Raw genomic sequence first — 22212 nt, 5'->3', positions numbered from 1 at the left:
CCCGAGGGAAGGACTGGGACCCGATGAGGGTGCTGCTGCTGGGAGCCGACGGGTTCATCGGTCGGCGGGTGGCCGATCGGCTGCTGGCGGAGGAGGGGCTCCAGGTGACGGTGCTGGGGCGGGGCGATTCCGCGGACATCCGCTTCGACCTGGCCGCGGGGAGCCCGGGGGCGCTGGCCCGGTTCCTGGACGCGGTGGCCGCGCAGGTGGTGATCAACTGCGCGGGGGCCACGTACGGGACGTCGCGGACGCTGATCCGGTCCAACACGCTCGCGGTGGCGACGGTCTGCGAGGCGATCCGGCGCAGCCGGGAGCCCGCGCGGCTGGTGCACGTGGGGTCGGCGGCCGAGTACGGGCCCGCGCAGCCCGGGGGGCCGATCCCGGAGAGCGCGGAGCCGCGGCCGGTGGGCCCGTACGGGGTGTCGAAGCTGGCGGGCACCGAGCTGGTGCTGAACTCGGGGCTGGACGCGCTGGTGCTGCGGGTGTTCGACGTGGTGGGGCCGGGGGCGCCGACGGCCTCGCTGTTCGGGCGGCTGGCGGAGGGGCTGCGGCGGGCGCTGGAGCAGGAGGAGAGCCAGGTCCGGATGCCCGACCTGTCCGGCTACCGGGACTTCGTGGACGTCCGGGACGTGGCGCGGGCGATCCAGGCGGCGGCGGTCTCGGCCGCCACCGGGGTGATCAACATCGGCTCCGGCCACGCCGTCCGGGCCCGGGACGCGGCGCACCTGCTGGTGCGGGCGTCCGGCTTCGAGGGCACCGTCACCGAGGACGCCCGGCAGGTGGTGCTGCCCGCGCAGCAGGCGGGTGCGGAGGGGCTGCGGGCGGTGGAGGCGCGGGCGGTGGTCGAGCCGGTGCAGTGGCGGCAGGCGGACGTCCGGACCGCCCGGGACCGTCTCGGATGGCGGACGCAGGTGCCGCTGGAGGAGTCGCTCGGGGACGTCTGGCTGGAGACCGCCTGCCGGGTGTGATCCGGAACGGCCGGGCCTGACCAGGGGGTTGGGCCGGGGAGCCGAGGTCTCGGTATCCGGTGTCGCGCATCTCACCCACTGGACCCACTGTCTTGGAATACCCCGGGCACGTGACACTGTTGGCGTAGTCGAACAGAACCTGACGACCATCGGAGTCCCCGTGTCGCTGCCACCCCTGGTCGAGCCCGCCGCCGAGCTCACCGTCGAAGAGGTCCGCCGGTACTCCCGCCACCTGATCATCCCCGACGTGGGAATGGACGGGCAGAAGCGGCTGAAGAACGCCAAGGTGCTGTGCGTCGGCGCCGGTGGCCTCGGGTCCCCGGCCCTGATGTACATGGCCGCCGCCGGGGTGGGCACGCTCGGCATCGTCGAGTTCGACACCGTCGACGAGTCGAACCTGCAGCGTCAGATCATCCACGGCCAGTCCGACATCGGCCGGTCCAAGGCGGAGTCCGCGCGCGACTCGGTCAAGGAGATCAACCCGCTGGTCGAGGTGGTCCTGCACGAGGAGCGCCTGGACAACGACAACGTGATGGAGATCTTCTCCGGCTACGACCTGATCGTCGACGGCACCGACAACTTCGCCACCCGGTACCTGGTCAACGACGCCGCGGTGCTGCTCGGCAAGCCGTACGTCTGGGGTTCGATCTACCGCTTCGACGGCCAGGCCAGCGTGTTCTGGGCCGAGCACGGCCCCTGCTACCGCTGCCTGTACCCGGAGGCCCCGCCGCCGGGCATGGTCCCGTCCTGCGCCGAGGGCGGCGTGCTGGGCGTGCTGTGCGCCTCGATCGGCTCGATCCAGGTCACCGAGGCCATCAAGCTGCTGGCCGGCATCGGCGAGCCGCTGGTCGGCCGACTGATGATCTACGACGCCCTGGAGATGCAGTACCGCTCGGTGAAGGTCCGCAAGGACCCGAACTGCGCCCTCTGCGGCGAGAACCCGACGGTCACCGAGCTGATCGACTACGAGTCCTTCTGCGGCGTCGTCTCGGAGGAGGCCTCCGCGGCCGCGGTCGGTTCGACGATCACCTCCAAGCAGCTCAAGGAGTGGATCGACAACGGCGAGGCGATCGACATCATCGACGTCCGCGAGGTCAACGAGTACGAGATCGTCTCGATCCCGGGCGCCCGCCTGATCCCGAAGAACGAGTTCCTGATGGGCAACGCCCTGCAGGACCTGCCGCAGGACAAGCGCATCGTGCTGCACTGCAAGACCGGCGTGCGCTCCGCCGAGGTCCTCGCGGTGCTCAAGTCCGCGGGCTTCGCGGACGCGGTGCACCTGGGCGGCGGCGTGATCGGCTGGGTCAACCAGATCGAGCCGGAGAAGCCCGTCTACTGACGGACGAACGCGTGCGTGCCGAACCGCCCGCCGGGGAACTCCCCGGCGGGCGGTTCCGTGCTCTCAGGGGGAGGCGAGGCCGAGCAGGGCGCCGGTGCGGTGCATCAGGTGGTCGAAGTACGCCCCCGGGTCGGTGACGAACCGGGTGAGGGGCCCGAACACCTCCAGGGCGAGCGCGCCCAGCAGGTCGCTCCAGCCGGCCAGCGCGGAGACCACCAGGTGGTCGGGGGTGCCGGGGGGCATCCGGTCCAGCAGCGGGGCGAGCGCGGCCCGGGCCGCGGCCGGGACGGCCGGGTCGCCGAGCGGACGGTAGGCGCCCGCGGCGGCGGCCTCCTGGAAGAGCCGGCCGATCAGCAGCGGCAGCCGCCTGCCCGGCCCGGTGGTGTCCTCGGGGGCGGTGTAGCCGGGCACGGGGGAGCCGTGGACCAGCGCGAACTCGTGCGGATGGGCCACCGCCCAGCCGCGGACGGCCCGGCAGACGGCCAGCCAGCGGGCCGCGTGGTCGGTGCCGTCGAAGGGGTCCGCGGCGGCGTCCGCGGCGTCGCCCAGCGCGTCGTAGGCGTCCGCGATCAGGGCGGTCAGCAGGGCGTCCCGGCCCGGGTAGTAGCGGTACAGCGCGGAGGCGGAGACCAGGCCCACCTCCTTGGCCAGCGTGCGCATGGAGAGCCCGGCGGGCCCGTGCTCGGCGAGCTGGCGGCGGGCGGCGGCCTTGATCTCGCGGGTGAACTCGGCGCGGATCCGCTCGCGGGGGGTGGGGGCCTCGGGCATGCCGGTCATCCTCCCAGCGGGCGAGAACGGGCGCAACATTCGAGTACGTCGTTCTCGAGCGAGAACAGTGTTCTTGACAGGGGCTCCGGGGCTGCGCCAGGCTGGGGAGCGAGCGAGAACACCGTTCTCCCGGACTCCGAACGGAGCGTTCCCATGAGCAAGCACCTGGTCGTCGGCGCCGGACCGGTCGGCTCCACCACCGCCCGGCTGCTGGCCGAGCGAGGCGAGGAGGTCGTGGTCGTCACCCGCACCGCCGCCGCCACCCACCCGCTCGACGGCGTCCGCCGCCTGCACCTGGACGCCGCCGACACCGACGCGCTCACCGCCGCCGCGCAGGGGGCGGCGGCGGTCTACAACTGCGCCAACCCGCCCTACCACCGCTGGGCCGAGGTCTGGCCGCCGCTCGCCGCGTCCCTGCTGACCGCCGCCGAGCGCACCGGAGCCGTGCTCGCCACCGTCTCCAACCTGTACGGCTACGGCGCGGTGGACGGCCCGATGGGCCCGGACACCCCGCTGCGGCCCAACTCCGCCAAGGGCGAGGTCCGCGCCGCGATGTGGCGCGAGGCGCTGGCCGCGCACGAGGCCGGACGCGTCCGGGCCACCGAGGTCCGCGGCTCCGACTACCTCGGCCCGGGCGTCACCGGCCTCCTCGACGGCCGGGCCTTCGGCCGCGCGCTGGCCGGCCGCACCGTCCAGGTGCTCGGCGACCCCGACGCCCCGCACAGCTGGACCGCCCCCGAGGACACCGCCCGGCTGCTGGTCACCGCCGCCGCCGACGAACGCGCCTGGGGCCGCGCCTGGCACGTCCCCAGCAACCCGCCGCGCAGCCAGCGCCAGGTGGTCACCGACCTCTGCGCGGCCGCGGGACGCCCCGCCCCGAAGGTCACCGCGATCCCGCGCCCGGTGCTGGCCCTGCTCGGCCTGGCCAGCCCGACGGTCCGCGCCGTCCGGGAGACGGCGTACCAGTTCGAGCGGCCCTTCGTGATCGACGACACCGCGACCCGGGAGGTCTTCGGGCTGGCGCCGCTGGCGTGGGAGCGGATCCTCGCGGAGCTGGTCCCGTAGGGGGTCGCGGGAGCCGTTCCCCGGGCCCCTGATGTCGTTTCCCGCCGTTCTCCCCGAAAGCTAGAGGGCGTTCTTGCGCTGGAGGAGGTTGTAGGCGATCCAGCCCGGGAGGACCGGGAGCCAGAAGGTGAGCAGCCGGTAGAGGAAGACCGCGGGGGTGGCGGCCGTGGCGGGGACGCCCGCGACGGTGAGGGCGGTGATCAGGGCGATCTCGACGGGGCCGATGCCGCCGGGGGTGGGGACGGCGGAGCCGGCCGCGTTGGCGGTGAGGAAGACCACGGCGACGGCCGCGTAGGTGACGTTGGCGCCGCCGCCGAAGGCGTGCACGGAGGCGTCCAGGCAGGCGGTGAAGGAGAGCGTCAGCAGGACGATGCCGCCGAAGCCGGTGACCAGCTTGCGGGGGGTCTGCATCAGGTCGAGCATCCGCGGGATGACGCCGAACAGCAGGGAGCGGACCCGGGTCACCACGAAGCGGCGCAGCGGGCCGACCGCGGCGACGACCAGGGCGAGGACGGCGGCGGTGAGGACGCCGATGATGACGGCCCGGGAGGCGCCGAGGTCGCCGTTGGTCTGGGAGCCGGTGATCAGGCCGAAGGCGAACAGCAGCAGCAGGTGGCCGCCGAGCCCGGCGAGCTGGGAGGCGCCGACCGAGGCGACGGCCTGGACCGGGCGGATGCCGGCCTTCTGCAGGTAGCGGGTGTTCAGGGCGATGCCGCCGACCGCGGCCGGGGCGACCAGCTTGACGAAGGAGCCGGCCAGCTGGGCGGCCACCGTGCGCCAGAACGGGAGCTTCTCCGGGACGAAGCCGGTCAGGCTCATCGCGGCGGCCACGTACGAGAACGCGGAGGCGGAGAGCGCGACCGAGGCCCACGCCCAGTTCATCTGGGAGACCTTGAACTGGTCGGGCCGGATGGTGGTCAGCGCCAGGTAGGCGGCGAAGGTGAGCGCCACCACCATGATCAGGGTCTTGGGCTTGAGGCGTTCCAGCTTGGCGGGGGCCAGCGGCGCCTCGGGGGCGATCTGCAGGATCTGGGCCCGGATCCTCGCGAGCAGGTCCTCGCCGGCCTGGGCGATGTCCTCCTCGGCCTGCTGCTGGGTGCGCTCGCCCGCGGCGACCTGCTTGAGGGCGAGGGCCTGGGCGGCGGCCTTGCGCTCCTTGGTCATCCGCTGGAGGTCGCCGCGGGTCTGCCGGCTCAGGCCGACCGGCTGCAGCAGCGGCAGCGCCTCGGCGATCCGGGTGGGGCCGAGGACGTCGGTGGCGACGGCCACCGCGCGCTCCGGGCCGATCCGCAGGGCGAAGGTGGTGAGCAGCTGGGCGACGTCGATCCGCAGGGTCAGGTCGCCCGCGGCGATGTCGCCGCCGGAGAGGTTGACCAGGCAGCCGGTGTGCTCGTCGACGACCAGCAGGGACTCGCCGGTGAGGCGGCGGTGGGCGATCCGGCGCTCGTGCAGGGTGGCGACCGAGCCCCAGAACGAGGCCATCACCGCGTCGGAGACCTCCTCGTCGGCGAGCTCGTCCAGGGGCCGTCCGGCCACGTTCTCGTAGACCAGGATCGCGGCGTCCGGGCCGAGCTCGGAGGTGGCGACCAACTGCGGCGCGCGGGCCCCGGAGGCGGCGGCCGCGTAGGCGATCAGGGCCTCCTGCTCCAGGGCCTGGCGCAGCGACTGCGGGCTGCGGCGGACCGCGACGGAGCGCAGCCGCAGGCGGCGCCAGGCGCGGTAGAAGAAGCCGGAGGCCTGCTGCTCGCGGTCGATGATGTGGACGTCGAGCAGCGGGCCGGTCTGCTGGGTGACCAGGTAGCGGCGGGTGCCGCCGGGCGCGGCGGGGGCCAGGTGGGCGGCGGACGGGACGAAGCCGACCTTGCGCAGGCCGATCATCAGGTGCTGCCCGGTGGGGCGGATGTTCGGCGAGCCGATCGCGTACAGCGTGCCGTAGGCCACCGACCAGCCGATCAGGACGGTCAGCACCAGGGACAGCGGGGTGGTGTTGCCGTTGATCAGCTCGGCCGCGCCGGAGAGGACCACCACCACCCACAGGGCGACCCGCCAGCGCGGCCGGCTCGACATGCCGACCGCCGTCATGTAGGCGATCACCGGCGCCAGGTAGCCGTGCACCGGGTCGGTGAGCGTCTCGCCGCCGCCCGGCGGGAACTGGGTCAGCGCGTTGCGGATCTCCTCGGGGGCGCTGGCCGCGACCCACCAGTCGACGCCCAACGAGACGCCGTACGCCAGCACCGAGGCGAGCACGCCGTCGGCGACCCGCAGGCCGTCGCGCTTGATCAGCCGCTCGACCGCGAAGGCCAGCGGCACGGTGAGCACCGCGATCGAGGAGATCAGCGCGGAGATCTTCGACAGCACGCCGGGGATCCGGTCGGCGTTGACCGTGATGTCCTTCTCGATGCCGGTGGTGGTGGAGACCGCCACCTGCGCCAGCACGAACACCAGGATGATCAGGAACAGCCCGCCCAGGAACTTCAGCAGGTCCGACGGGCGGTGCGCGCGCGGGGCCAGCAGCGGTTCGTCGACGGCCAGGTACTCGCCGGCCGGCTCCTCGGCGGGCGGCCCTTCCTCCGGCTCCGGCTCTGGTGCCGGAGTCGGCTCCGGTGGCCGGTCCGGTGCGTCCGGACGGTCCGGACCGTCCTCCGACGGCAGCTGTGCGGCCACCGTTGCCTCCCCCGTGTGGTGCGCGTCCCGTCCCCGGTGGCGCAGGTCGACCGGCCGCCCGGCGGAACCGTCGGTGGCGGGCTGGTCGGAGCCCTCGTCCACGTTCAATTCGGCCGTCCCGGTCGTCATGGTCTTCGTCCTCGTGCGTCGCACTGCCCCGAAGATGCTGCCATGCCCGCCACCCGGGTGCGGTCCAGGGGCGGCATCCCGCGCGCCGGGTCGCCCGCACGGGGTGCGGGAAATCGACCGGATGGGGAAGAATGCGGCGGATGACCGAGCCCGAGGACCTCCCCGCGATCCCGCCGTACGCCGAGGCGGTGCTGGAGCTCGCCGAGCGCATCCCGCCCGGGAGGGTCATGACGTACGGGGACGTCGCCGAGTACCTGGGCCGCGGCGGACCCCGGCAGGTCGGCCGGGTGATGGCGCTGTACGGGGCGCCGGTGCCCTGGTGGCGGGTGATCCGGGCGGACGGGCGGCCGCTGCCCGGCCACGAGCACCGCGCGCTGCCCGAGTACCGGGCCGAGGGCACCCCGCTGCGCACCGTCGGCGGCGAGCCGCGGGTCGACCTGCGGGCCGCCCGCTGGGACGGGACGCCCTGAGCGGGGGATGTGCGCCGGAGGGGTCTGTGGGTGCACCATCGTAGGCTCGTCGCGGCGGACCACCCCACGGCCCGCCGCTGAACCGCCGTACGACCCTGGACCGCAGTGACCTCACCGTTCCGCCTGGTGCGCAGCCCCCTCGCGCAGCCCGAACCGCCGCAGCTGGACGCCTTCCAGCAGGCGGTCGTCGAGCACGCCTCGGGGCCGCTGCTGGTGCTCGCGGGCCCCGGGACGGGCAAGACCACCACCCTGGTCGAGGCGGTCGCCCGGCGGGTCGCCGACGGCACCGCGCCCGAGCGCGTCCTGGTGCTGACCTTCAGCCGCAAGGCCGCGATGGAGCTGCGCGACCGGATGACCGCCCGGATCGGCGCCACCGCCCCGCAGGCCACCACCTTCCACTCGTTCTGCTACGCCCTGCTGCGCGCCCACCAGCCGCCCGAGGAGTACGCCGAGCCGCTGCGCCTGCTCTCCGGCCCCGAGCAGGACGTGATGGTCCGCGAACTGCTCGCGGGCGGCGCCGAGGACGCGAAGGCGGGCGTCGGCACCATCGCCTGGCCGCTGGACCTGCGGGCCTGCCTGACCACCCGCGGCTTCGCCGACGAGGTCCGCGCCGTGCTCGCCCGCAGCCGCGAGCTCGGCCTCGGCGAGCGGGAGCTGGAGCGCTTCGCGGCGGGCGTGCAGCGCCCCGACTGGGCCGCCGCCGCGCACTTCCTCGCCGAGTACCTGGACGTGCTGGACCTGCGCGGCGTCCTCGACTACGCCGAACTCGTCCACCGCGCCGTGCTGCTCGCCGGGCGCCCCGAGGTCTCCGCCGAACTGCGGGCCCGCTACGACGTGGTGTTCGTCGACGAGTACCAGGACACCGACCCCGCGCAGGTCCGGCTGCTGCACCACCTGGCCGGGGACGGGCGCGACCTGGTCGCCGTCGGCGACCCCGACCAGTCGATCTACGCCTTCCGCGGCGCCGACGTGAACGGCATCCTGGAGTTCCCCGACGCCTTCCGGCGGGCCGACGGCAGCCCCGCCGAGGTCAAGGTGCTGCGGGTCTCCCGGCGCTCCCGGCCGGTGCTGCTGGCCGCCTCCCGCGAGCTGGCCCGCCGGATGCCGATGGGCCGGCTGCCCGCCGACAAGCTCGCCGCGCACCGCGCCCTGCTGCCCTGCGCCGACGGCCACGGGCGCGAGGGCGGCTCCGTCGAGGTGTACACCTACCCGACGCCCGGCGCCGAGCTCGACTCGGTCGCCGACCTGCTGCGCCGCGCCCACCTGGAGGACGGCGTCCCCTGGGGCGAGATGGCGGTCCTGGTCCGGGCCGGGTCCCGGACCATACCGGCGGTGCGCCGGGCGCTGGCCGCCGCGGGCGTCCCGCTGGAGATCGACGGCGACGACCTGCCGCTGCGCGAGGAGGGCGCCGTCGTCCCGCTGCTGCTCGCCCTGCGGGTGTGCGCCGAGGGCCCCGGCGCGCTCACCGCCGACCTCGCGCACACCCTGCTCACCGGCCCGCTCGCCGCCCTCGACGGCTCCGACCTGCGCCGCCTGGGCCGCACCCTGCGCGAGGAGGAGCGCCGGGCGCTGGCCGCCGACGGCGCCCCGGGCGTGGTCCGCCCCGCCGAGGAGCTGGTCCGCGAGGCCCTGGCCCACCCCGAACTGCTCGCCCTGCTGGACGCCCCCTACGCCCGTCGCGCGTACGAACTCGGCGTGCTGCTGCGCAAGGTCCACGAGCTGCTGGCGGGCGGCGCCAGCGCCGAGGACGCGCTGTGGGAGCTGTGGGACGGCTCCCGGCGCTGGCGCGAGCGGCTGGAGCGGGCCGCCCTGCGCGGCGGCCCCGCCGGGCGCAACGCCGACCGCGACCTCGACGCGCTGTGCGCCCTGTTCGAGACCGCGGCCCGCGCCGAGGAGCGGGTCACCGGCCACCGCGGCGCCCTCGACCTGCTCGCCGAGATAGAGGCCCAGGACATCGCCGCCGACACCCTGCACGTGCGCGCGGTGCGCCCCGACGCCGTCCGGCTGATGACCGCGCACCGCTCCAAGGGCCTGGAGTGGCGCCTGGTCGTCGTCACCGGCGTCCAGGAGGGACTCTGGCCCGACCTGCGCCGCCGCGGCTCGCTGCTGGAGGCCGACCGGATCGGCCGCGACGGCCTCGCCGAACCGCTGTCGGCGGGCGCGCTGCTCGCCGAGGAGCGGCGGCTGTTCTACGTCGCCGCGACCCGGGCCAAGGACCGGTTGGTGGTCACCGCCGTCAAGGCGCCCGCCGAGGACGGCGACGAGCCCTCCCGGTTCCTGCGCGAGCTCTACCGCGAGACCCTCGACCCGCGCACCGGCAAGGTGCTGGAGCGCACCCCCCGGGTCAAGGTCGCCGACGTCACCTCCCGGCCGCGCCGCCCGCTGTCGGTGCCCGCGCTGGTCGCCGAGCTGCGCGCCGTCACCGTCGACCCGGCCCGCTCCCCGCAGCTGCGCCGGGCCGCCGCCGAACGCCTCGCCACCCTCGCCGCCGCCCTCGACGAGGACGGCCGCCCGCTCGTCCCCGCCGCCCACCCCGACCAGTGGTGGGGCCTGGACGACCTCACCGCCGCCCCGCAGCCGCTGCGCGGGGCCGAGCAGCCCGTCCGGCTCTCCGGCAGCGGCCTGGAGCAGCTGGAGTCCTGCGCGCTGCAGTGGTTCCTGGAGAAGGACGTCAAGGCGGGCAGCACCGCCTCCGCCGCCCAGGGCTTCGGCAACGTGGTGCACGCCCTCGCCGACGAGGTCGGCTCCGGCCGCACCCCCGCCGACCTGGCCGTCCTGATGGAGCGCCTGGACACCGTCTGGGACGCCCTCGCCTTCGACGCGCCCTGGAAGTCCACCCAGGAGAAGGGCGAGGCCCGCGCCGCCCTGGAGCGCTTCCTGCGCTGGCACGTGCTGGAGCGCGAGCGCACCACCGTCGCCACCGAGCACGGCTTCGACCTGACGCTGGAGGTCGGCGGCGTCGCGGTGCGCCTGCGCGGTTCGATGGACCGGGTCGAGGCCGACGCCGCGGGCCGGGCGTACGTCGTCGACTTCAAGACCGGCAAGACCCCGCCCGCCAACAGCTCGCTGCCGGAGAACCGCCAACTCGCGGTCTACCAGCTGGCGGTGGGCCGCGGCGCGCTCGACGGACTGCCCGGCTTCGAGCACGGCGCCACCCCCGGCGGGGCCGAACTGGTGCACCTGCGCGAGCCGGACCGGAAGGACCCCGAGGCGCCCAAGGTGCAGCGGCAGCTGCCCGAGGAGAGCACCCCCTGGATCGAGGACCTGCTGGTGGAGACCGCCGGGAAGGTGCTCGCCGAGAAGTTCACCCCCACCGCGGGCGAGCGCTGCGGCCGCTGCGCCTTCCGCGGCAGCTGCTCCGCGCAGCGGGACGGCCGGCATGTCGTCGACTGAGCCGCTGCAGCACCCGGCCCAGCTCCGCGAACTGCTCGGGATCCCGTTCAACGACGAGCAGTTGGCGGCCATCGGCGCCCCCATGGAGCCCGGCGTGATCGTGGCCGGCGCGGGCTCCGGCAAGACCACCGTGATGGCCGCCCGGGTGGTCTGGCTGGTCGGCTCCGGCGCGGTGCGCCCCGAGCAGGTGCTCGGCCTGACCTTCACCAACAAGGCGGCCGGGGAACTCGCCGAACGCGTCCGCGCCGCCCTGCTGCGCGCCGGGGCCCGCGAGGCGGACGAGGACCCCCTCGGCGAACCGCAGATCTCCACCTACCACGCCTTCGCCGGGACGCTGCTCAAGGAGCACGGCCTGCGCCTGGGCATCGAGCCCGACGTCCGGCTGCTCGCCGACGCCACCCGCTTCCAGCTCGCCGCCCGCGTCCTGCGCCAGGCCCGCGGCCCCTTCCCGGCGCTCACCGGCACCTTCTCCGCGCTGGTCGCCGAGATCGTCGCCCTGGACTCCGAACTCGCCGAGCACCTGGTCGAGCCCGCGCGACTGCGGGCGTACGACGAGGAGCTGCTCGACGAGCTGGCCACCGTCAAGCTCACCAACGAGGACCTGCGGGCCGTCCCGAAGGCCGCCCGCGGCCGACAGGAACTGCTGCGCCTGGTGGAGGACTACCGGGCCCGCAAGCAGCAGCTCGGCCTGCTCGACTTCGGCGACCAGATCGCCGCCTCCGCCCGGCTCGCCACCCGGCGCCCCGAGGTCGGCCGCCTGCTGCGCGAGCAGTACCGGGTGGTGCTGCTGGACGAGTACCAGGACACCTCCGTCGCCCAACGCCTGATGCTGGCGGGCCTGTTCGGCGGCGAGCAGGGCGCCGGGCACCCGGTCACCGCGGTCGGCGACCCCTGCCAGGCGATCTACGGCTGGCGCGGTGCCTCGGTCGCCAACCTGGACGACTTCCCCCGGCACTTCCCGCGCGCCGACGGCAGCGGGGCGCACCGCTTCGCGCTCAGCGAGAACCGCCGCAGCGGCGGCCGCCTGCTCGACCTCGCCAACCGGCTGGCCGAGCCGCTGCGCGCCATGCACGAGGGCGTGGAGGCGCTGCGGCCCGCCCCCGGCGCCGAGCACGACGGCCACGCCCGCGTCGCGCTGCTGCCCACCCACGCCGAGGAGGTCGACTGGCTGGCCGACTCGGTCGCCCACCTGGTGCGCACCGGCACCGCGCCCGGCCGGATCGCCGTGCTCTGCCGGGCGGGCAGCTCCTTCGCCGACCTGCACGCCGCGCTGGTCGCCCGGCAGGTCCCGGTCGAGGTGGTCGGCCTCGGCGGGCTGCTGCAACTGCCCGAGGTGGCCGACCTGGTGGCGGTCTGCGAGGTGCTGCAGGACCCGACCGCGAACGCCGCCCTGGTCCGGCTGCTGATCGGCCCGCGCTGGCGCACCGGCCCGCGCGACCTGGCGCTGCTCGGCCGCCGGGCCGCCGAACTCGTCCGCACCGCCCGCCCCGGCGAGCAGGACGCGCTGGCCGCCGCCGTCGCCGAGACCGACCCGACCGAGGTGGTCTCGCTCGCCGACGCGCTGGAGACCTTCGTCGACGCCGAACAGCCCGACGACCTGCCGTTCTCGCCCGAGGCCCGGGTCCGCTTCGCCCGCTTCGCCCGGGAGATCCGCGAGCTGCGCCGGGCGCTGGCCGAGCCGCTGATGGACGTCCTGCACCGGGTGCTGACCGTCACCGGCCTGGAGGTCGAGCTCTCCGCCTCCCCGCTGGCGCTGGCCGCCCGCCGCCGCGAGACGCTGCACTCCTTCCTGGACATCGCCGCCTCCTTCGCCGACCTGGACGGCGACCCCGGCCTGGCCGCGTTCCTGGCCTTCCTGCGCGCCGCCCAGGAGTACGAGCGCGGCCTGGACGCCGGGCTGCCCGGCGGCGAGGACACCGTCAAGGTGCTCACCGCGCACAAGTCCAAGGGCCTGGAGTGGGACGTGGTCGCCGTCCCCGGCCTGGTCAAGGGCGCCTTCCCGTCCCGGAAGGGGCGCGACAGCTGGACCGCCAGCCGCAAGGTGCTGCCGCACGCCCTGCGCGGCGACGCCGCCACGCTGCCCGCCGACCCGGCCTGGACCTCGAAGGGGATGGGCCTGTTCAAGAAGGAGATGACCGAGCACGCCGCGGTCGAGGAACTGCGGCTCGGCTACGTCGCCTTCACCCGGCCGCGCTCGCTGCTGCTGGCCTCCGGGCACTGGTGGGGACCGTCCCAGAAGCGCCGCCGCGGGCCGTCGGAGTTCCTGACCGCGCTGCGCGAGCACTGCGAGCGGCCCGGCGGCGGTGGCGAGGTCGAGCACTGGGCCGAGGAGCCCGCGCCGGACGCGCGGAACCCGGCGTTCGACGTCTCGGTGGAGACCCCCTGGCCGCTGCCGCTGGACCCGGCCGCGCAGCAGGCCCGCCGCCGGGTCGCCCGGGTGGTGCGGCAGCGGATCGCCGGGGCCTCCGCGCCCGCGGCCGAGCCGATGGGCGTCGAGGACCAGCGGCTGCTGGCCTCCTGGGACCGCGACCTGACCGCCCTGCTGGGCGAGCTGGAGCGCTCCCGGCGGGCCGTCCGGGACGTCGAGCTGCCCGCCTCGCTGTCCGCCTCCCAGCTGATGCGGCTGGCCGCCGACCCGGACGGCTTCGCCCGCGACCTGGCCCGCCCGATGCCCCGCCCGCCCGCGCCCGCCGCCCGCCGCGGCACCCGCTTCCACGCCTGGGTGCAGTCCCGCTACGACCAGCCGCTGCTGCTGGGCCCGGACGCGCTGCCCGGCCTGGAGGCCGAGGAGATCGAGGACGAGCGCGACCTGGAACGGCTCAAGGAGGCGTTCCTGCGCGGCCCCTACGCCCGCCGCACCCCGCACCGGGTCGAGGCGCCCTTCCAACTGGTGCTCGCGGGGCGGGTGGTGCGCGGCCGGATCGACGCGGTCTACCGGGACACCGGTCGTGGCGCTGGGTCACCGCGCTACGAGGTGGTGGACTGGAAGACCGGCCGGGAGGAGAGCGGCGACCCGCTGCAACTCGCCATCTACCGGCTGGCCTGGGCCGAGCAGGTCGGCGTCCCGCCGGAAGAGGTCACCGCCTCGTTCTGCTACGTGCGCTCGGGTCGGGTCGAAACCCCGTCAGGACTTCCCGGCCGAAAAGAGTTGAGCGATCTTCTGATCGGGAATAGGTAGAAAAGAGTCACTCAGAGCATTCAACCCGTCACGAGATCACGCGAAACCTGTGCGCCCTGCACGTTTCGTGCCTATTGTGGGGTCGGTAACCGGTCATCCCTCGTACTCCGGCCGCCGTCAGGGCCTCCCGACCCCCTGACCTCCCGTCAGACCCGCAGGTGCCGAGCAGCACCCGCACCTTCCGCTGGAGAGACCGACGTTGAGCGCGACCGGATGGATCAGGGACGTCCTCCACGGCCCCACCCCAGGACCGGTACCGGGCACCGTCACCGGCACCTGGCCCAAGACCTCGCACGCCCTGCCGCTGATCGGCATGGCGCTGATCCTCTCGTTGGACCTGCTGACCAACAGCCAGGTCACCGTCGAACCCGCCCTGACCGCCGTCCCCGCCCTCGCCGCCGTGGTCTCCCGCCGCACCTGGTACCCGCTGCTGATCGGCGCCCTCGCCGAGGTCTGCGCCTTCGGCATGGCCTGGTTCCACGGCGTCCTCGGCCAGTCCGTGCACACCGCCACCGTCGCCGCGATCGTCCTGATCGCGGGCATCGGCCACCTCAGCGCCACCCTGCGGCTGCGCCAGGAACTTGCGCTCGCCGAGGCCCAGTTGGTCGCCGAGATCGCCCGCCGGGTGCTGCTGCGCCCCGTCCCCGAGCGGGTCGGGCCGGTGCGCGCCGCCGTCCGCTACGCCGCCGCCGCGGCCCACGCCTCCATCGGCGGCGACCTGTACGAGGTGGTCCACACCCGCTACGGCGTGCGCGCCGTGATGGGCGACGTCCGCGGCAAGGGCCTGGCCGCGGTGGAGACCGCCGCCGCGGTGCTCGGCGCGTTCCGCGAGGCCGCGCACCAGGAGGCCGCCCTCGACAAGGTCGCGGGCTGGCTGGCCGTCAGCCTGGACCGCGCCCTGCACGAGAACGAGCACCCCGGCGTCGAGGAGGAGTTCGTCACCCTGGTGCTGCTCGGGGTCCGCCCCGACGGCGTCCTGGAGATCGCCAACTGCGGCCACCCCGCGCCCGTCCTGCTCCGCGGCGACGCCCCGCCGCGGCTGCTCGCCGCCGACGAGAGCGTCCCCCCGCTGGGCGTGCTGGACCCGGCGGACGTCCGGCCCCCGCTGCGACTGCTCGACGTGCGGCCCGGTGACCGGATCCTGCTCTACACCGACGGCGTCATCGAGGCCCGCGACCGCTCCGGCGCCTTCTACCCGCTCACCGACCGCCTCCCGCTGCTCGCCGACGACGGCCCCGGCGACGTGCTGCAGCGCCTGCACGACGACGTGGTCCGCCACGTCGGCCACCGGCTCGGCGACGACGCGGCGATGCTGCTGCTCCAGTACGACCCGGTCGCGATGCCCGCGCAGGGCGCGTACTGGGGCGGCGCGTACGCGGGAGCCCCGTCAGGTGCCCCGCGTCCCTGACGCCGCGCTCCCCGCCCGCTACACCTCGATGTCGACGACCAGCGGCCGGTGGTCCGACACCCCCGTGCGGGGCGCCGAGACCGAGCCGACGGTGCTGCGCGGGACGCCGATGCCCAGGATGTGGTCGAACTGCACGGCCGGGCGGTGCGAGGGGTACGTGGGGGTGCGGGCCAGGTCGTACCAGCCCTGCAGCCGGGTGCGCCGGGCGGTGCGGACGCGCTCGCGCCGCGCGGTGCGCTGGATCGCGTGCGCCGAGCCGAGCACCGTGCGGGGCACCGCGCCGATCAGGTTGAAGTCGCCCAGCACCAGGTAGGGCTGCGGCAGGTCGGCGATCCAGCGCCGGATCGCGGCGAGCTGGGCGACGTTCCACCCCGGCACGAAGGACAGGTGCGCGGCCACCACCGTGAACTCCCCGCCCGGACCGGCCAGTACCGCGGCCAGCGCCGCCCGCGGCTCGTCCGGGACCGGCGTCAGCCCGCGCCGCCCGGCCACCCGCAGCGGCAGGCCGAAGGGCGCGGGGGCGAACCGGCGGGCCCGCCAGTGCAGCACCGGGAGCCGGGTGAGCAGCGCGGTGCCGTACGAGGGCCGGGAGTCGTCGTCCAGGTCGGTCGGCCCGTAGACGGCCAGGCCGGGCCGCTCGGGGTCGGGGAGCCAGCCCGCGCCGGGGGCGGGGGTGCCGTGCAGCGCGGCGGCGAAGCGCCAGTCGGTGGCGCCCATGGCCTTCGCGGCGACGGCGGCCTGGTCGGTGCGGCCGGAGCGGTCCTGGTACCGGTCGACCTCCTGGAGGGCGAGCACGTCGGCGTCGAGCGAGCCGACGGCGTCGGCCAACGGCCCGCCCGGCTCGGCCGGGTAGGGCGCCGGGCTGCCGTCGGGGGCGAGCGGCTGGCCGTGCAGCAGGTTGTACGTGGCGATCCGCAGTGTGGTCACGCCGTCGACCGTACCGGGCCGGTGCGAACGGGACGGCGGCTTGAGTCGAGGGCCACATACCCGGTATACATACTCGGTATGTCGATCCGTCACGGCCTGCTGGCCCTGCTCGACCAGGGCCCGCGCTACGGCTACCAGCTGAGAACCGAGTTCGAGGCCCGCACGGGGGCGACCTGGCCGCTGAACGTCGGCCAGGTCTACACCACGCTGGGCCGCCTGGAACGCGACGGCCTGGTCGAGGCCGCGGGCGAGGACGACGAGGGCCACCAGTTCTACGCCGTCACCGACGAGGGACGCGCCGAACTGCGCCGCTGGTTCGACACCCCGGTGCCGCGCACCAACCCGCCCCGCGACGAACTCGCGATCAAGCTCGCGATGGCGGTCACCATTCCGGGCGTCGACGTCGCCGCGGTGGTGCACGGCCAGCGCCGGCACAGCATGCAGGCCCTGCAGGACTACACCCGGCTCAAGGGCCGCGCGCTCGCCGCCGACACCGGCTCCGGCGGCGACCTGGCCTGGCTGCTGGTGCTGGAACAGCTGATCTTCCAGACCGAGGCGGAGATCCGCTGGCTGGACCACTGCGAGGCCCGGCTCGCCCAGCACGCCGAACGCGCCGCCGCCGCGCCGACCGCCGCCGCCGCGCCGACCGCCCGACGCGCCGTCAAGAGCCGCGACCGCGGCCGTACCTGAAGAACCTCCTGGGGGAGCGATGACCGAACAACTCAAGCCGGCCGACCCCGTCCTGCACCTCGACCGGGTCAGCCGCACGCACGGCCACGGCGCGGCCGAGGTGCACGCGCTGCGCGCCGTCGACCTGCGGGTGTACCCCGGCGAACTGGTCGCCGTGATGGGGCCCTCCGGCTCCGGCAAGTCCACCCTGCTGACCCTCGCGGGCGGCCTGGACAGCCCCACCGGCGGCCGGGTGGTCGTCGAGGGCACCGTCCTCGGCGAACTGGACCGCAAGAAGCTGGCCGCCGTCCGCCGCCGCTCGGTCGGCTACGTCTTCCAGGACTACAACCTGATACCGGCGCTCACCGCCGCCGAGAACATCGCGCTGCCCCGCGAACTCGACGGCGTCTCCGCCCGCGCCGCCCGCCGCGAGGCGCTGGCCGCGCTGGAGGAGCTCCACATCGCCGAGCTCGCCGACCGCTTCCCCGACGACATGTCCGGCGGCCAGCAGCAGCGCGTCGCCATCGCCCGCGCCCTGATCGGCGACCGCCGCCTGGTGCTCGCCGACGAACCCACCGGCGCCCTGGACTCCACCACCGGCGAGTCCGTCCTCGCCGTGCTGCGCGCCCGCTGCGACGCCGGGGCCGCCGCCATGATGGTCACCCACGAGGCCCGGCACGCCGCCTGGGCGGACCGGGTGGTCTTCCTGCGCGACGGCCTGCTGGTCGACGAGACCGCCCGGCAGGACGCCGGCAGCCTGCTCGTCACCGCCGCCGCCAATGCCCGGAAGGACGGGCAGCCGTGAAGCCGAGCGCCTGGCGCGCCGCCCTCCGGATCGCCCGCCGCGACGCCGTCCGGGCCAAGGGCCGCAGCGCCCTCGTCCTGGCGATGATCGCCCTGCCGGTGCTCGGCGTGGCCGGGGTGGACGTGATCGCCCGCAGCACCCAGCTGGAGCCCGCCGAGCGGGCCGCCCGGGCGATGGGCACCGCCCAGGCCCACGTCACCATGTCGTCGCCGGGCGGCACCGTCCTGCAGACCCCCGACGGCGAGGACAGCACCGACCGGATGCCCGGGAAGGACCAGCCGAGGACCCCCGCGCAGCAGCGCAGCTCCTCGGCCGACCCCGCGCAACTGCTCACCGAACTGCTGCCCGGCGCCGTGCTGGTCCCGACCGGGCAGAACAGGAGCACCTCGGCCACCACCGCGGAGGGCCGGATGTCGGTCACCGTCCAGGAGGCCGACCTGACCGACCCGGTGTGGCGCGGCAAGCTCGAGGTGGTCGACGGCACCGCTCCCACCCGACCCGACCAGATCGCCGCCACCCGCGAGTTCCTGGACCGCTCCGGCCTGCGGATCGGCGACCGCACCGCCCTCCACGGCCTGGCCTCCCGGCCCTACACCGTCACCGCCGTCGTCGAGGACCCCGGGCACCTCGACCAGAACGCGCTGTACGGCCGTCCCGGCGCGGTGATCGCCCCGCTGGCCCAGGCCGACCCGGACTCCGCCGACAGCGGGCCGCAGAACCCGACGAGCTGGCTGGTCAAGCTGCCCGACGCGGGGCGGATCGACTGGCCAGGGGTGAAGCGGCTCAACGAGTACGGCTTCGCGGTCACCTCCCGGGACGTCCTGCTGCACCCGCCCGCCCGCAGCGAGGTGCCCTACTACGCGGAGGAGGCCACGCTCTCCTCCGGCTACGTCAACAAGAGCCTGCTGGCCGTCGCCGCCCTGGTGCCCGGCATGGCCCTGCTGGAGATCGTGCTGCTCGCCGGGCCCGCCTTCGCGGTCGGCGCCCGCCGCTCGCGCCGCCAGCTCGGCCTGCTCGCCGCGGGCGGCGGCGACCGCTCGCACGTCCGGGCCGTGGTGCTGGCGGGCGGCGCGGTGCTCGGCACCGGCGGCGCCGTGCTCGGCCTGTTCGTCGGCGTCGCCCTGGTCGCCCTGCTGCGCGACTGGCTGGAGGTGTACGGCGGGCAGCGCTTCGGCCACTTCGACGTGCAGCCCCTCGACCTGCTCGCCGTCGCCCTGGTCGGCCTGGTCACCGGCCTGCTCGCGGCCGTCGTCCCCGCCGTCCAGGCCTCCCGGCAGGACGTCGTCGAGGCGCTCACCGGCCGCGGCGGCAGCAAGCCCGCCAACCGGATCGTCGCCGTCCTCGGCGCCGTGATGGTGGCCGCGGGCACCGGACTGGCCCTGCTCTGCGCGGTCACCAACACCGCCCCCGTGCCCGGCCTGCTCGGCGGCTCGGTGATCGCCGAACTCGGCATGCTGCTGTGCACCCCGCTGCTGATCGGCCTGTTCGGCCGGCTCGGCCGCCACCTGCCGCTCAGCCCGCGGCTGGCGCTGCGCGACTCGGTGCGCAACCGCGGCCGCACCGCCCCCGCCGTGGCCGCCGTGATGGCCGCCGTCGCGGGCGCCGTCGCGGTCGGCATCTACGACGCCAGCAACGTCGAGCATCAGCGCCGGGACTACCGGCCCACCCTGCCGGCCGGAGCGGTCGCCCTGCTGCAGTTCGGCCGCTCGGACACCGACCCGGCCGGGTTCGCCACCCTGCGCGAGGCCGTCGAGAAGGACTTCGGCACCCTGGGCGAGCGCGCCGACGTGCTGAGCCCCACCGCCGTCCCCCGCGACTGCGGGAGCAGCTACAAGTGCGGGTACGTCCAGGCGCTGAAGACACCGGACAAGCGCTGCCCGGCCGTCGACGCGACCACCGACGAGGAGCGCGAGCGGCTCTCGGGCGACCCCCGGTGCACCGTCGAGCGGTCGATGCCCGCCGAGCTGGGCAGCATGTTCGGCGACGTCCTGATCGGCGACCCGGCGCTGCTGCACAACCTGCTCGACGTGCACGACCCGGCCGCCGAACAGGCCCTGGCCGCGGGCAAGGCCCTGGTGTTCCGCCCCGACCGGGTGGGCGGCGGCAAGGTCACCCTGCGGGCCGAGGAACCGCCCACCCAGGCCCAGATCGACGCCGACGTCTACCGGGGCAAGACCCGGGACGTCGAAATGGACGCCGTCGAGGTGCACTCGCCGCTCCCGTTCGCCACGGTCGTGATGAGCGAGGAGGCCGCGCAGCGGGCCGGACTGGGCACCCGCTCCGAGGGATCGCTGTGGAAGTCCACCGCCCAGCCCTCCGACAGCCGGGTCCAGAAGGCCAGCGCGCACCTCGGCAAGCTCGACGACAGCGTCTACCTGGACGTCGAGCAGGGCTTCAAGGCCGAGCGGAGCATCAGGATGGTCGGCCTGACCGTCTTCGCCGCCCTGGTCGCCCTCGGCGCGGCCGGCATCGCCACCGGCCTGGCCGCCGCCGACTCCCAGCAGGACCTGGCCACGCTGGCCGCGGTCGGCGCCTCCGGCGGCATCCGGCGACGGCTGTCCGGCTTCCAGTGCGGGGTGATCGCCGCGATGGGAGCGGTGCTCGGCCTGCTCTGCGGCGCCGTACCGGCGGTCGCGCTGCGGCTGCTGGAGGCCCGCAACTCGCTGGTCTGGATCAACGGCGTCCCGAGCGGCCACGAGGACGCGGTCATCGCCGTCCCCTGGGCCGACCTGGCGGCCCTGCTGATCGGCCTGCCGGTGGTGGCGGTCCTGCTGGCCGGGCTGCTCACCCGCTCCCGGATCGGGCTGACCCGCCGGGCCGGCTGAGTCGCGACCGCGGCGGGGCGGGACCGCGGGGGGCGGGACGGCAGGGGGAGCGGGCCCGCGGGGGAGCGGGCCCGCCGCGGGGGCGGGGGACCGCGGCGGGTGACCGTGCTCACGGCCGGGGGAGGCCGTGGGCAGGCACCCGCCCGGGCGAACTAAAGTCGTCCGTATGACCAAAACGCCGGACAGCGCCGTCCGCTCCTTCATCGACCGGCACGAGGACGCCTTCCTGGCCGACCTCGCCGACTGGCTGCGCATCCCCTCGGTCTCCGCCGACCCGGGCCGGGCGGGCGAGGTCCGCCGCTCCGCCGAGTGGCTGGCCGACAAGCTGCGCGCGACCGGCTTCCCGGTCGCCGAGGTGTGGGAGACGGACGGGTTGCCCGCGGTCTTCGCCGAGTGGCCCTCCGGCGACGCGGGCGCGCCGACCGTGCTGGTCTACGGCCACCACGACGTGCAGCCCGCCGCCCGCGAGGACGGCTGGGACACCGACCCGTTCGAGCCCACCGTGGTCGGCCGCCGCCTGTACGCGCGCGGCGCCGCCGACGACAAGGGCCAGGTCTTCTTCCACACCCTGGGCCTGCGCGCCCACCTCGCCGCCACCGGCCGCACCGCGCCCGCGGTCAACCTCAAGCTGCTGGTCGAGGGCGAGGAGGAGTCCGGCTCGCCGAACTTCGCCGCCCTGGTGCGCCGCGAGGCCGAGCGGCTGGCCGCCGACGTGGTGGTCATCTCCGACACCGGCATGTGGTCCGAGACCACCCCGACCGTGTGCACCGGCATGCGCGGCCTGGCCGACTGCCAGATCGACCTGTACGGCCCGGACAACGACATCCACTCCGGCTCCTTCGGCGGCGCCGTCCCCAACCCGGCCGACGTGGCCGCCGCCCTGGTCGCGGGCCTGCACGACGCCGACCGCCGGGTCACCGTCCCCGGCTTCTACGACGGCGTGGTCGAACTCACCGAGGAGGAGCGGGCGCTGTTCGCCGCCCTGCCCTTCGACGAGGCGCAGTGGCTGAAGGTCGCCAAGTCGTACGGCACCCAGGGCGAGAGCGGCTACACCACCCTGGAGCGGGTCTGGGCCCGGCCGACCGCCGAGGTCAACGGCATCTGGGGCGGCTACACCGGCCCGGGCGGCAAGACCATCGTCCCGGCCGAGGCGCACCTGAAGCTGTCCTTCCGGCTGGTCGCCGGGCAGGAGGTGGAGAGGGTCCGGGAGGCGGTGGCCGCCTGGGTTTCCGCGCAGGTCCCGGAGGGCATCCGGTACGAGATCGTCTTCCCCGGCGCGACCCGCCCCTGCCTGACGCCGCTGGACCACCCCGCCCTCCGGTCCGTCGTCCGGGCGATGGAGCGGGCCTTCGAGCAGAAGGTCCTGTTCACCCGCGAGGGGGGCTCCGGCCCGGCCGCCGACCTGCAGGACGTGCTGGGGGCACCGGTGCTGTTCCTCGGCATCTCGGTGCCCTCGGACGGCTGGCACTCGATCAACGAGAAGGTGGAGCTCGACCTGCTGCGCAAGGGCGTCGAGACCTCCGCCCACCTGTGGGGCGACCTCGCGGAGAACTTCCGGCGATGACCGTTCCGCACTGGCACCGCAGCCGCAACGAACGCGAACG

General features: G+C 75.2%; 14 protein-coding genes. 11 read left to right on the top strand and 3 right to left on the bottom strand.

Annotated elements, in window-relative coordinates; translation table 11 throughout:
- Positions 1–23 precede the first annotated feature (23 nt).
- Together ACFY00_RS08125 and moeZ are read left to right on the top strand one after the other, a co-directional pair.
- Complete coding sequence (locus ACFY00_RS08125; RefSeq protein ID WP_285734640.1) at positions 24–968, top strand: NAD(P)-dependent oxidoreductase; 945 nt, start codon at positions 24–26, stop codon at positions 966–968.
- Positions 969–1128: 160 nt separating this feature from the next.
- Positions 1129–2307, top strand: coding sequence for an adenylyltransferase/sulfurtransferase MoeZ (moeZ, locus tag ACFY00_RS08120; RefSeq protein WP_388028452.1), 1179 nt, complete (start codon positions 1129–1131; stop codon positions 2305–2307).
- 63 nt (positions 2308–2370) lie between these two features.
- Here the strand turns inward: moeZ and ACFY00_RS08115 are convergent, their stop codons facing one another.
- Positions 2371–3075 (bottom strand): TetR/AcrR family transcriptional regulator, encoded by a 705-nt coding sequence (locus ACFY00_RS08115; RefSeq protein WP_388028450.1) that lies wholly within the window; start codon positions 3073–3075, stop codon positions 2371–2373.
- Between the two features lie 153 nt (positions 3076–3228).
- Here ACFY00_RS08115 and ACFY00_RS08110 point away from each other — a divergent pair, with 153 nt between their 5' ends.
- Entirely contained in the window at positions 3229–4140 is a 912-nt protein-coding gene (locus tag ACFY00_RS08110; protein WP_388028448.1) for an NAD-dependent epimerase/dehydratase family protein, read from the top strand.
- A 60-nt stretch (positions 4141–4200) separates the two neighbouring features.
- Here ACFY00_RS08110 and ACFY00_RS08105 read toward each other — a convergent pair whose 3' ends face one another.
- The gene (locus ACFY00_RS08105; protein WP_388028447.1) at positions 4201–6933 is read right to left on the bottom strand and encodes a flippase-like domain-containing protein; all 2733 of its coding nucleotides are present in this window, start codon (positions 6931–6933) and stop codon (positions 4201–4203) included.
- Positions 6934–7073: 140 nt separating this feature from the next.
- On the opposite strand from ACFY00_RS08105, the gene ACFY00_RS08100 reads away from it, so the two are divergent.
- The 4 genes from ACFY00_RS08100 to ACFY00_RS08085 all read left to right on the top strand — a co-directional run bounded on the left by ACFY00_RS08100 (position 7074) and on the right by ACFY00_RS08085 (position 15382).
- On the top strand, positions 7074–7403 hold the full coding sequence (locus ACFY00_RS08100) for an MGMT family protein (RefSeq protein WP_388028446.1): 330 nt from the start codon (positions 7074–7076) through the stop codon (positions 7401–7403).
- A 105-nt stretch (positions 7404–7508) separates the two neighbouring features.
- Positions 7509–10796 carry an ATP-dependent helicase gene (locus ACFY00_RS08095; protein WP_388028444.1) on the top strand — a complete coding sequence of 1096 codons (3288 nt, stop codon included), beginning with the start codon at positions 7509–7511 and terminating at the stop codon, positions 10794–10796.
- Positions 10783–13974, top strand: coding sequence for an ATP-dependent DNA helicase (locus ACFY00_RS08090; RefSeq protein WP_388028442.1), 3192 nt, complete (start codon positions 10783–10785; stop codon positions 13972–13974). The genes ACFY00_RS08095 and ACFY00_RS08090 overlap by 14 nt, the downstream gene beginning before the upstream one ends.
- 199 nt (positions 13975–14173) lie before the next feature.
- Positions 14174–15382, top strand: a complete 1209-nt coding sequence (locus tag ACFY00_RS08085; RefSeq protein ID WP_388028440.1) for a PP2C family protein-serine/threonine phosphatase — start codon at positions 14174–14176, stop codon at positions 15380–15382.
- Positions 15383–15400: 18 nt separating this feature from the next.
- Here the strand turns inward: ACFY00_RS08085 and ACFY00_RS08080 are convergent, their stop codons facing one another.
- Positions 15401–16309, bottom strand: coding sequence for an endonuclease/exonuclease/phosphatase family protein (locus tag ACFY00_RS08080; protein ID WP_388028437.1), 909 nt, complete (start codon positions 16307–16309; stop codon positions 15401–15403).
- Positions 16310–16387: 78 nt separating this feature from the next.
- On the opposite strand from ACFY00_RS08080, the gene ACFY00_RS08075 reads away from it, so the two are divergent.
- The 4 genes from ACFY00_RS08075 to ACFY00_RS08060 all read left to right on the top strand — a co-directional run bounded on the left by ACFY00_RS08075 (position 16388) and on the right by ACFY00_RS08060 (position 22172).
- The gene (locus ACFY00_RS08075) at positions 16388–16999 is read left to right on the top strand and encodes a PadR family transcriptional regulator (protein ID WP_388028434.1); all 612 of its coding nucleotides are present in this window, start codon (positions 16388–16390) and stop codon (positions 16997–16999) included.
- Positions 17000–17018: 19 nt separating this feature from the next.
- Positions 17019–17783 carry an ABC transporter ATP-binding protein gene (locus tag ACFY00_RS08070; RefSeq protein WP_388028431.1) on the top strand — a complete coding sequence of 255 codons (765 nt, stop codon included), beginning with the start codon at positions 17019–17021 and terminating at the stop codon, positions 17781–17783.
- Entirely contained in the window at positions 17780–20608 is a 2829-nt protein-coding gene (locus tag ACFY00_RS08065) for an FtsX-like permease family protein (protein WP_388028429.1), read from the top strand. Before ACFY00_RS08070 ends, ACFY00_RS08065 begins: the two co-directional genes overlap by 4 nt.
- Before the next feature lie 166 nt (positions 20609–20774).
- On the top strand, positions 20775–22172 hold the full coding sequence (locus ACFY00_RS08060; RefSeq protein ID WP_388028426.1) for a dipeptidase: 1398 nt from the start codon (positions 20775–20777) through the stop codon (positions 22170–22172).
- Positions 22173–22212 lie beyond the last annotated feature (40 nt).

This window comes from Kitasatospora sp. NPDC001540, from assembly GCF_042894345.1.
In the GTDB taxonomy this organism is placed as follows: Bacteria; Actinomycetota; Actinomycetes; order Streptomycetales; family Streptomycetaceae; genus Kitasatospora; species Kitasatospora phosalacinea_C.
Note: the sequence above shows the minus strand (reverse complement) of the source record. Positions and strands in the feature narration are given on the sequence as shown.